General features: G+C 38.0%; 10 protein-coding genes, 9 tRNA genes and 1 rRNA gene. 19 read left to right on the forward strand and 1 reads right to left on the reverse strand.

The genetic code is table 11. The annotated features are described in order from the left end of the window. Positions 1-4: 4 nt before the first annotated feature. The 8 genes from J2R98_RS13870 (at position 5) to J2R98_RS13905 (ending at position 6,307) form a co-directional block, all read left to right on the forward strand. Positions 5-364: an STAS domain-containing protein gene (locus J2R98_RS13870; RefSeq protein ID WP_146818575.1), complete on the forward strand. Its 360-nt coding sequence runs from the start codon at positions 5-7 to the stop codon at positions 362-364. Next, the gene (locus J2R98_RS13875) at positions 364-768 is read left to right on the forward strand and encodes an anti-sigma regulatory factor (protein WP_307070013.1); all 405 of its coding nucleotides are present in this window, start codon (positions 364-366) and stop codon (positions 766-768) included. The genes J2R98_RS13870 and J2R98_RS13875 overlap by 1 nt, the downstream gene beginning before the upstream one ends. A 12-nt stretch (positions 769-780) precedes the next feature. Then, on the forward strand, positions 781-1,803 hold the full coding sequence (locus J2R98_RS13880) for a PP2C family protein-serine/threonine phosphatase (RefSeq protein WP_307070015.1): 1,023 nt from the start codon (positions 781-783) through the stop codon (positions 1,801-1,803). A 54-nt stretch (positions 1,804-1,857) separates the two neighbouring features. After that, on the forward strand, positions 1,858-2,187 hold the full coding sequence (locus tag J2R98_RS13885; RefSeq protein WP_307070017.1) for an STAS domain-containing protein: 330 nt from the start codon (positions 1,858-1,860) through the stop codon (positions 2,185-2,187). Next, the gene (rsbW, locus tag J2R98_RS13890; RefSeq protein ID WP_307070019.1) at positions 2,184-2,663 is read left to right on the forward strand and encodes an anti-sigma B factor RsbW; all 480 of its coding nucleotides are present in this window, start codon (positions 2,184-2,186) and stop codon (positions 2,661-2,663) included. The genes J2R98_RS13885 and rsbW overlap by 4 nt, the downstream gene beginning before the upstream one ends. Beyond that, positions 2,635-3,423, forward strand: coding sequence for an RNA polymerase sigma factor SigB (gene sigB, locus J2R98_RS13895; RefSeq protein ID WP_307070021.1), 789 nt, complete (start codon positions 2,635-2,637; stop codon positions 3,421-3,423). The genes rsbW and sigB overlap by 29 nt, the downstream gene beginning before the upstream one ends. Then, positions 3,420-4,025, forward strand: a complete 606-nt coding sequence (locus J2R98_RS13900) for a SpoIIE family protein phosphatase (RefSeq protein WP_307070023.1) — start codon at positions 3,420-3,422, stop codon at positions 4,023-4,025. Before sigB ends, J2R98_RS13900 begins: the two co-directional genes overlap by 4 nt. Positions 4,026-4,141: 116 nt before the next feature. After that, complete coding sequence (locus J2R98_RS13905; protein WP_307070025.1) at positions 4,142-6,307, forward strand: Tex family protein; 2,166 nt, start codon at positions 4,142-4,144, stop codon at positions 6,305-6,307. On the opposite strand, the gene cmpA is transcribed toward J2R98_RS13905, so the two are convergent. Beyond that, complete coding sequence (cmpA, locus tag J2R98_RS13910) at positions 6,304-6,420, reverse strand: cortex morphogenetic protein CmpA (protein WP_146818593.1); 117 nt, start codon at positions 6,418-6,420, stop codon at positions 6,304-6,306. The two genes, J2R98_RS13905 and cmpA, sit on opposite strands and share 4 nt — an antisense overlap. 142 nt (positions 6,421-6,562) lie before the next feature. On the opposite strand from cmpA, the gene J2R98_RS13915 reads away from it, so the two are divergent. From J2R98_RS13915 to J2R98_RS13965, 11 genes are all read left to right on the forward strand, one after another. Beyond that, a complete protein-coding gene (locus J2R98_RS13915) occupies positions 6,563-7,021 on the forward strand; it encodes a SprT family protein (protein WP_307070027.1) in 459 nt (152 codons plus the stop codon). A 328-nt stretch (positions 7,022-7,349) separates the two neighbouring features. Next, positions 7,350-7,424 (forward strand) — tRNA-Asn (locus J2R98_RS13920). Between the two features lies 1 nt (position 7,425). Then, positions 7,426-7,516: transfer RNA gene (locus tag J2R98_RS13925), tRNA-Ser, on the forward strand. A 13-nt stretch (positions 7,517-7,529) separates the two neighbouring features. Continuing rightward, a tRNA-Glu gene (locus tag J2R98_RS13930) sits at positions 7,530-7,601 on the forward strand. A gap of 3 nt (positions 7,602-7,604) precedes the next feature. Continuing rightward, positions 7,605-7,681, forward strand: a tRNA-Asp gene (locus tag J2R98_RS13935). Between the two features lie 9 nt (positions 7,682-7,690). After that, positions 7,691-7,765, forward strand: a tRNA-Gln gene (locus J2R98_RS13940). A 114-nt stretch (positions 7,766-7,879) separates the two neighbouring features. After that, a tRNA-Leu gene (locus tag J2R98_RS13945) sits at positions 7,880-7,965 on the forward strand. Between the two features lie 64 nt (positions 7,966-8,029). Further along, positions 8,030-8,106 (forward strand) — tRNA-Arg (locus J2R98_RS13950). Positions 8,107-8,133: 27 nt separating this feature from the next. Beyond that, a tRNA-Gly gene (locus J2R98_RS13955) sits at positions 8,134-8,207 on the forward strand. Positions 8,208-8,212: 5 nt separating this feature from the next. Beyond that, positions 8,213-8,290 (forward strand) — tRNA-Ile (locus J2R98_RS13960). A 121-nt stretch (positions 8,291-8,411) separates the two neighbouring features. Beyond that, a 16S ribosomal RNA gene (locus J2R98_RS13965) occupies positions 8,412-8,489 on the forward strand; the annotation flags it as partial.

Raw genomic sequence — 8,489 nt, forward strand, 5'->3', positions numbered from 1 at the left:
CACTGTGCGTGTACCTATTTTAAAGTTGCATAATTATTTATTAGTTTCAATTCAAATAGAGTTAGATGACCAAACAGCGATGCAATTTCAAGAAGACTTGTTAAGTAAAATTCATGAAACAGGAGCAACGGGTGTTGTTATTGATTTGACATCAGTTGAGGTTGTCGATTCATTTATCGCTAAAGTATTTGGGGACGTAGTATCAATGGCTGATTTAATGGGGGCAAAGGTAGTCTTCACAGGCATACAGCCAGCAGTTTCGATGACGTTGATCGAACTCGGTATTTATTTAAAGGAGGTACCAACTGCACTGGATTTAGAGCAAGGTATTATTAAGCTAAGACAAGAATTGGAGGAGAAGTGATGAAAGAAACGGTATCCTCTGTCGCTATTAAAAAAGAATGGGATATTGTTGGTGCTCGACAAGCGGGAAGGCAACTCTCACAAGAACTCGGCTTTGGCTCTGTTGACCAAGCTAGAATTGCTACTGCTATATCAGAGTTGGCTCGCAATATATATTTGTATGCAAAAGAAGGGGAAATTACCTTCGAAGAATTGTATGACTTACCTAAAGTAGGTCTGAAAATAGTTGCGAAAGACAAAGGTCCAGGCATAAATGACCTAAGCGCTGTAATGCAAGATGGTTACTCCACTTCTGGTGGTTTAGGTGCTGGTTTACCAGGTGTTAAAAGACTGATGGATGAATTTGACTTAGTATCAGACGGAGAAGGCACTAAGGTAACCACCATCAAGTGGGCCCGGCTATAGGAGGGGTACTAATTGAGTTCGTTACAAACAGATATGCAAGATTATAAAGACTTACTATCGAAATATTTGGAGACGAAGGATGAAGCGATTCTTTATCAAGCTGAACAGTTTAGTAAGCAATCAATTCAACAAAATATCTCTCCGGATGAAATTGTTAATGTTCACTATCAAGCCTTGAAAGATATTTACCCTGATCTTCATGAACAAATAGAAGGTTCCTTTAAATTTTTAATCGAAACGATGATTTCGTATGGCTTAGCTTATCAAGAGCATCAAGTTTTGCGTGAGAAACAGATCGAGTTAAAATCTGAGATTGGTGTAGCAGCTAACATGCAAAACACGTTGCTTAAAACGTCAGTCCCTAAAACAAATGCAATTGATATAGGTGTGAAGTCTGTACCAGCGAAAGAGATGAACGGTGATTATCATCATTTTATTAAAGACGAACAAGGTAATGTCGGGGTTGCGATAGCTGATGTGATTGGGAAAGGGATTCCTGCGGCTTTTTGTATGTCGATGATTAAATTCGCGATGGAAAGTTTCTCGGAGAACCAAATCTATCCACAATGGATTTTAGACTCATTAAACCGTGTTGTTAATAAAAATGTGGAACAAGGTATGTTTGTTACCATGTTTTATGGTTTATATGACGTATATACACATCAGTTTTACTATGCATCTGCAGGACATGAACCTTGTTTTATTTTAAGGAATGAGACGAAAGAATTTGAAGAGATAGATGCTAAAGGTTTGTTACTCGGTGTTGAGAGCGCAGTTAAGTATGAACAACTTAACACATCCGTTTTTGAAGGGGATTTAATCGTGTTGCTCACAGATGGTGTGACAGAATGCCGAGTGGATGGACGCTTTATCGAACAAGAAGAAGTGTTAAATATAATTAAAGAACATGAACATTTAAATTCACAAGAAATTGTAGATCATGTATTTAAATATTTTGAGCGATTACAAGACTTTCAGCTTAGGGATGACTTTACACTAGTAGTTATGAAAAGAAATACAAGTTTAAGTGTTTAACGACCTGAAATTGCGGGTATATGCTCTAAAGTATAGTAGAATGGGGGATGCACAATGAACTTACACATTGATGATCATCAAGAAGGCAATTATGGTATGTTAAAACTATCAGGTGAAATTGATGCCTATACAGCACCTCAATTAAAAGAGAAGCTTTTAACTTTAGTTGAGGAGAAAGAAAGTGTTGAAGTTGATCTAACAAAAGTAAGTTATATGGATAGTACTGGCTTAGGTGTTTTTATTAGTGCCTTAAAGCTTTCAAAAGAGAAAGATCATAACTTTAAATTAATCAACTTACAAGAGAACGTTTATCGTTTGTTTAATATTACAGGTCTTAATGAAGTTATTAATATTGAAAATACAATTAAGGGTGGATTGTCATGAAGCAAGCATTTGATTTCGTAGAGATGAAGCTGCCCGCAAAGTCTGAATTCGTTGGTGTTTTGCGGTTAACCATTTCTGGGGTTGCAAACCGTATGGGTTTTTCATATGAAGAAATAGAAGATTTGAAAGTAGCGACTTCTGAAGCTATAACCAATGCAGTAAACCATGCTTATTACGAAGAAGGAACCGGCGAAGTGACAATTGGGTTCGGGTTATATGAAGATCGGTTAGAAGTTATGGTTGCTGATCGTGGAGGTAGCTTTGATCTGAAAGAAGTGAAAGAACAAATCGGTCCGTATGATGAAAAAGAGTCAATTGAGGATATGAGAGAAGGAGGGTTTGGTCTCTTCTTAATCGATGCCCTAATGGACAAAGTTGAAATTAATAATAACCATGGCGTAATCGTCCTAATGACAAAGTTTTTGTACGAAAATGAGGTGGGGCAAAATGACGACCAAATCTCAACAACACAATAGTGGAGAAGATATTTACGAGCTAATTGATTATTTACGCGAACATCCAGAGAGTGAAGAAACGCAAGAAAAAATTATTTATAAATACGAAAACTTGGTTCATTCATTAGCAAAGAAGTATTCTAAAAATAGTGAGATTCATGAAGATTTGGTCCAAGTCGGTATGCTAGGTTTAATGGCTGCTGTTCGTCGATATGACGGTTCATATGGTAAGTCTTTTGAATCTTTTGCTGTACCAACGATTATTGGGGAGATTAAACGTTTTATTCGTGATAAAACGTGGAGTGTTCATGTTCCTCGTCGAATTAAGGAATTAGGACCGAAGATTAAAACAGCAGTCGAAGAATTAACGACAGAAAATCAACGTTCACCATCTGTAGCTGAAATAGCAGATTATTTAGGTGCTTCAGAAGAAGAAGTGTTAGAAACGATGGAGATGAGCCAAAGTTATAACGCTCTATCAGCAGATCGTCAAATTGAAGCAGATGCAGATGGTAGTACAGTAACTATTTTAGATTTAGTCGGTGACCGTGAAGAAGGTTATGAACAAACAGATTATAAGCTATTAATCGAAAAGATTATGCCCTTATTAAGTGAACGAGAGCAAGAGATATTAAAGTGTACGTACTTTGAGAATCTAAGTCAGAAGGAAACAGGCGAACGCCTCGGTTTATCCCAAATGCACGTTTCAAGATTACAACGTCGTGCATTAAGGAAGTTAAGAGATTCCATGGGTGAAGAAGACCTGGAGGTTTTATTTTGATTGATAAGAAAGACCGCATGGAGATTGCTACTTTTCAAAAACCGAAAAAAGGCAACTATCATTCGGGTGATTCTTATTTTTATGTCGAAACGGATGATGGTTTTCTTTGTGCTTTGGCAGATGGTTTAGGTAGTGGTGAAGTAGCGAAAAATTCTGCAGATACTGTAATTGATGTCATAAAAAACAGCTACACTAAACCTTTAGATGAGTTAGTACACTTAGCAAATGAAGCTTTGTTCGGTCATCACTTGCGTGGCTGTGTTTTAGGGATATTGCGTGTTGATTATCGTGAGCAATTTTATTCCTATGTATCGGTAGGGAATATCAGTGTAATTGCAGTCGATCATCATGGAAAGAAAAGAAGAAACATTCCTGTTCCAGGCTACCTATCAGGTGTAAAAAAACCCGTTAAAGTCCATTATGGAGAATTACAAAATGGTTCTGTTTTTTTTATGTTTTCTGATGGTGTTAACGAACGCAAACTAACAAAAGAGTTTTATAGTCATCAAACGATGGATTTAACGATTCAATGGTTTACGTTACAACAAGAACAGTACATGGACGACGATACAACGTTAATAGCTATGAAATATAATGAATAAATTAATGAGAGTGACGAGTTAGTCGCTCTCATTTTTTATTTATGAACAACAAGCTCACAGTTTTTGATTTTTTGTTACAATATTAATGTAAGTTTGATTTATTAGGAGGAAACGTTTTGGCAGAATTACAAAATGATTTGGTACAAGTAGTAGCTAAGCAAGTAAATATTCAACCTGAAATAATTACAACCGTAGTTCAAATGATTGAAGAGGGAAACACAGTTCCTTTCATAGCAAGATATCGTAAAGAACAAACGAAAGGGTTGGATGAGACAGAAATCCAATCGATCAAAGAAACTTATGATTACCAACAACAGTTACATAATAGAAAAGAAGAAGTGATTCGGTTAATTGATGAGCAAGATAAATTAACTGATGAGTTGAAGAAAGATATTTTAAGCGCCACTCAACTTCAACGTGTAGAAGACTTATATCGTCCATATAAGCAAAAGCGTCGAACGAGAGCGACGATTGCGAAAGAGAAAGGTTTGGAACCACTAGCACAACTAGTCTGGGAGCAAGATGGGATTCAAGTTAAGAAAGAAGCAGAGCAATATCTTTCTGAAGAACATGAACTCACAGATGTTGAAGCGGTATTACAAGGCGTTAATGATATTATCGCTGAATGGATCTCAGATGAACCTGCTTTCCGTGATGACATACGTTCGTATACTTTTAAACAAGGTGCTATTACGACAGAGTTGAAAAAAGGCGCAGAAGATGAAAAAGAAATTTTCCAAATGTATTATGAGTATCGCGAACCAGTTAAAAGTATGGCCTCACACCGTGTGCTAGCTGTTAATCGTGGTGAAAAAGAAAAAGTATTAAAAGTGGCAATCGAACCCCCTGTTGATTCCATTCTCGATTATATTAAAAGAGCAGTTATTAAAAATAGTGAAACTGAAGAAGCTGTCATTATCAATGAGGCAATCGAAGACAGTTATAAACGATTAATCCAGCCTTCTATAGAACGAGATATTCGCACGTCATTAACCGAAGAAGCAGAAGAGCATGCGATTGATATATTTGCTAAAAATTTGAGAAACTTATTGCTTCAGCCACCATTAAAAGGTAAAACAATTTTAGCCGTGGACCCAGCCTTTAGAACAGGTTGTAAGTTGGCGATCGTTGATGAGACTGGGCAAATGCAGTCAGTAGACGTCATTTACCCTACTGAACCTCGTAAAGACGTAGCAGGTGCTGAAAAGAAAGTTCTAAAAGCACTAAATGACTATCCAATCGAGTTAATCGCAATTGGAAATGGTACAGCGTCACGAGAGACAGAGCAATTTGTTGCAGAATTAATTCAAAAACATAACCTTGATGTCGCTTATTTAATCGTCAATGAAGCGGGCGCTAGTGTTTATTCTGCGTCGAAACTAGCAAGAGAAGAATTCCCTGACCTACAAGTAGAAGAGCGCTCAGCCGTCTCAATTGCTCGACGTGTTCAAGACCCGCTTAGCGAATTAGTTAAAATTGACCCTAAATCGATTGGTGTAGGTCAATACCAACATGACGTAAGCCAAAAGAAATTAAACAACTCGCTTTCTTTCGTTGTTGAAACTGCTGTTAACCAAGTTGGTGTCAATGTTAATACAGCCTCATCATCGTTGTTACAGTATATTTCAGGTTTGAACAAAACGGTTGCGAATAATATCGTTAAGTACCGTGAAGAGAATGGGAAGTTTACAGATCGTAAGCAAATTAAAAAAGTCCCACGTCTTGGTAACAAAACGTATGAACAAGCGATCGGTTTCTTAAGAATTTTAGATGGGAAAAATCCACTAGACCGAACGTCAATTCACCCAGAAAGCTACCAAGTAGCCAAAGACTTATTGGATCAGTTAGAGCTAACAACTTCAGAAATTGGTTCAGATGAAGTGCGACAAAAAATAGGTGAGAGGTCTATAGAACAGTTGATGGAAGGCTTAGATGTTGGTAAATTAACGTTACAAGATATTGTGAGTGACTTAAAGAAACCAAATAGAGATCCACGTGATGAGCTACCTAAACCTCTGTTAAAGACTAACGTATTATCAATGGAGGATTTAGAACAAGGCATGGAGTTACAAGGAACAGTACGTAATGTTGTCGATTTTGGTGCCTTTGTTGATATTGGTGTAAAACAAGATGGACTTGTCCATATCTCGAAATTATCTAACCGGTTTGTCAAAAACCCATTAGATGTAGTCGCTGTTGGTGATATTGTTACAGTGTGGATTGATGAAGTAGACGTTAAAAGGCAACGTATTGCCTTAACGATGATTCCGGTAACTAGTTAATCATTAAGAAGCTTTTTATAATAAAAGAACCAACATTGATTTAACGTTTTAATTTGTTGTATATCTTTAGAAGCATAAGCTTTTAAAAATTGGTTTTGTAACCAACTAGGCATAGACATCACCTTTATAAGAAGTTTTGTCATTATAATATGCACAGATAGCTTGTTCGCTTCCGAGTTTTTAATAAGAAGTCTTAATATACCAAACGCATGCTCTTTGTGTTTGGTATATTAATTTTAATGTGGGTGAAGAGAAATGGAACAGTATGAGTTAGAACAGTTAACAGATCAATTATCAAGAAAGTATTTTGATAAACCTTATAAGCATCATGTTTGTTTTAACAAACGTTTAAGAACAACTGGTGGGAGGTATGTACCTTCCAGGCAAACAATAGAGATCAACCCAAAGTATTTACAAGAGTTAGGGATCGATGAATTGGTTGGCATTGTTAAACATGAATTGTGTCATTATCACTTACATATAGAAGGAAAACCATACAACCACAGAAGTAAAGAGTTTAAGGAACTGCTACAGAAAACAGGCTCTCCACGTTACTGTGAACGTCTTCCTTCTGAAAAGAGTAAAGAGACATATCAGTATCGGTGTGAAAAATGCGGTTTAACGTTTAATCGAAAAAGAAGGATACAAACTTCTCGCTACCGATGTGGTAAATGTAAAGGAAAGATCGTTGCAATAAGTGATCGGAAAAAGTAAAAATAGTATTGACTGTTCTATAAATCACATGGTAAATTGTAAAAGCCGTAACGAAGAGAGCAGTTCTTTCACGGCTTCTAAACAAAACATTTAATTATTTACTAATAAGTAATTGACATGAAAAACAAGTTGTTATATTATACTTTATGTCGCAACAACTTAGAGAACGTTAAGACGTAATTATGAAACTAGAAATCACGTTTTTTTGCACCTTATGAACTTAATAAATTTCTCTTAAAAACACTTTACATTGAACTTAAAACATTTTATAATTATCTAGCGTTGGGGTAAGCAATTACCTTAACAAGCGGAAAAGTTCATTTCATATTCCAGCGTAGCTCAGAGGTAGAGCAGTTGGCTGTTAACCAATTGGTCGCAGGTTCGAATCCTGCCGCTGGAGCCATGGAGAAGTACCCAAGTGGCTGAAGGGACACCCCTGCTAAGGGTGCAGGTCGCGTAAGCGGCGCGAGGGTTCAAATCCCTCCTTCTCCGCCATTTTAATTTAAACGGCCCATTGGTCAAGTGGTTAAGACACCGCCCTTTCACGGCGGTAACAGGGGTTCGAATCCCCTATGGGTCATCCGGTCCGGTAGTTCAGTTGGTTAGAATGCCTGCCTGTCACGCAGGAGGTCGCGGGTTCGAGTCCCGTCCGGACCGCCATTACTTTCTTGGGCCATAGCCAAGCGGTAAGGCATCGGGTTTTGGTCCCGTGATTCCCAGGTTCGAATCCTGGTGGCCCAGCCATTTTATTTAAAATCAAATAATTGTGTTTAAGTCTTTTTTTATGTCTTTAAATAGATAGTAGAAAGTTAATGAGAGTGCTAGAGGTTCTTTTGGACTCTCTTAGGATCATCACTTGCGGTCGTGGCGGAACGGCAGACGCGCTAGGTTGAGGGCCTAGTGGGGTGATCCCCGTGGAGGTTCAAATCCTCTCGGCCGCACCAAAAAACTTCAAAAAAGACTTGATATATCATTGAGAATTTGTTATTATAGAATTTGTCGCATTTAGCGCCCGTAGCTCAATTGGATAGAGCGTTTGACTACGGATCAAGAGGCTAGGGGTTCGACTCCTCTCGGGCGCGCCATTATAAGTGAATAACTTTAATTTAATTGCGGGTGTAGTTTAATGGTAAAACCTCAGCCTTCCAAGCTGATGTTGTGGGTTCGATTCCCATCACCCGCTCCATATATGGGCCTGTAGCTCAGCTCGGTTAGAGCGCACGCCTGATAAGCGTGAGGTCGGTGGTTCAAGTCCACTCAGGCCCACCATATAGAACTTCGAACCTTGAAAACTAAACAAAATAGCCTGTCGTCAATTCGGTTTTCTTCTAGTGATTGACTAAGAAGGAAACAACGATGACATTAAATTATTAAGAGTCAATCAAACACTTTTATGGAGAGTTTGATCCTGGCTCAGGACGAACGCTGGCGGCGTGCCTAATACATGCAAGTCGAGCGCGGGAAGCAG

Source organism: Alkalibacillus filiformis, assembly GCF_030814115.1.
GTDB classification, from domain to species: domain Bacteria; phylum Bacillota; class Bacilli; order Bacillales; family Alkalibacillaceae; genus Alkalibacillus; species Alkalibacillus filiformis.

What these genes read in the sequence shown, in the direction of transcription:
- J2R98_RS13885 (WP_307070017.1), top strand. Translation starts at nt 1,858, where the DNA reads ATGAACTTACACATTGATGATCATCAAGAAGGCAATTATGGTATGTTA.
- J2R98_RS13915 (WP_307070027.1), top strand. Translation starts at nt 6,563, where the DNA reads ATGGAACAGTATGAGTTAGAACAGTTAACAGATCAATTATCAAGAAAG.
- sigB (WP_307070021.1), top strand. Translation starts at nt 2,635, where the DNA reads ATGACGACCAAATCTCAACAACACAATAGTGGAGAAGATATTTACGAG.
- J2R98_RS13875 (WP_307070013.1), top strand. Translation starts at nt 364, where the DNA reads ATGAAAGAAACGGTATCCTCTGTCGCTATTAAAAAAGAATGGGATATT.
- rsbW (WP_307070019.1), top strand. Translation starts at nt 2,184, where the DNA reads ATGAAGCAAGCATTTGATTTCGTAGAGATGAAGCTGCCCGCAAAGTCT.
- cmpA (WP_146818593.1), bottom strand. Translation starts at nt 6,420, where the DNA reads ATGCCTAGTTGGTTACAAAACCAATTTTTAAAAGCTTATGCTTCTAAA.